The organism is Methylobacterium variabile, from assembly GCF_001043975.1.
GTDB classification, from domain to species: Bacteria; Pseudomonadota; Alphaproteobacteria; order Rhizobiales; family Beijerinckiaceae; genus Methylobacterium; species Methylobacterium variabile.
On record NZ_LABY01000337.1, the window covers coordinates 1 to 1,085 of the forward strand.

The 1,085-nt window shown below is 62.7% G+C and carries 2 protein-coding genes; both read right to left on the minus strand.

Annotated elements, in window-relative coordinates; genetic code table 11:
- The coding region (locus tag VQ02_RS32470; RefSeq protein WP_048448398.1) for a conjugal transfer protein TraD at nt 1-134 on the minus strand (134 nt) is incomplete at its 3' end.
- Entirely contained in the window at nt 118-417 is a 300-nt protein-coding gene (locus tag VQ02_RS36410) for a TraC family protein (RefSeq protein ID WP_083469574.1), read from the minus strand. The genes VQ02_RS36410 and VQ02_RS32470, both read right to left, overlap by 17 nt.
- Between the last annotated feature and the right edge of the window lie 668 nt (nt 418-1,085).

Genomic DNA, 1,085 nt, shown 5'->3' on the forward strand with positions numbered 1-1,085 from the left:
CGCTCGCGAGCCTCGATCAGGAGGCCGAGCAGGACATTGCTCGGCAGGTCGGAAAGGCCGGCTTTGATGACGAGGCCGCCGAGCTGGATCTTCTCGCGAGCGTCCCGCTTCCGCTCCTCATTCCGCTTGAGCATTAGCTCCCTCTGGAGCCGATCGAGCGCTTCGACGTCCCTTTGCCTTTGGCTCCTCCAACGCCGGGTATTCCGTACGAAATCGCGCCACCAGTTCCTCGAAGGCCTTGGCCAAAGCCTCCTCGGGAATAGCGATCGAACCCAGGCCAGCCTTCATTGCCAGGCCACCGATACGCGCAGCCTCGGCCTTGTCGTGGTCGGAGAGCTTCTTCTTCAACGCATCGATTGAGCTCGACAGCTGCTGGATCTCGCCGAGGATCGCCTCGCGCGACTTTGGCCTAGCCATGGTTGCTCCGTTTCCTTCTGCGTTGGACAACGCTGGTTAACACCCTCAACACGAATGTGGAACGCTGCGTCAGAGATTGTGTGAGATGTCGGGTCAGGGACCCGAACGTCCGTGGTCGCAGCGTCACACCTCCGAGCTTGTTAGACTTACGATCTTGTGGACTGGTGCCCATGGATCGCAGATCACGGGCAGACACGTGCTCCGCAGAAGTCGGGCTTGTGGTCGAGCTCCCGGCCTCTCCATCCTCTTTTCGGCGGCGCGACCTGTGCGGTTCCCAGCGGCCGGGTCGATCGAGCCTCGACCGTCCGCCGAGATCCGGTTCCGTCGATGCCAGCGCGAGGCTGGACGTCGCGCTGGCCGGCTTTCGCCGGGCAGATGATTGAGGCCCCATAGGGGCCTCCTTCAAACGGAGCTTCGGCGCGCAGCGCCTCCGCAAAGTCCCCTGAGTTTTACGAAGGGGCGCACTTAAAGGAAACTTGCGTTTCCCTGAGTTAGCTGCTAATAGCCAAGCTCGGGAGCCTCGCATGGCGATCTATCACCTCTCGGCTCAGCTCATCAGTCGCGGACGCGGCAAGAGCGCCGTCGCCAGCGCCGCCTACCGGCGTGCGGCCACGATGACCCGTGAGGCCGATGGCAAGGTCATCACCTACGAGGGCAAGCAGCACGTC

Excerpts from the sequence above, each read along its gene's own strand:
- VQ02_RS36410 (WP_083469574.1), bottom strand. The coding sequence starts at position 417 with ATGGCTAGGCCAAAGTCGCGCGAGGCGATCCTCGGCGAGATCCAGCAG.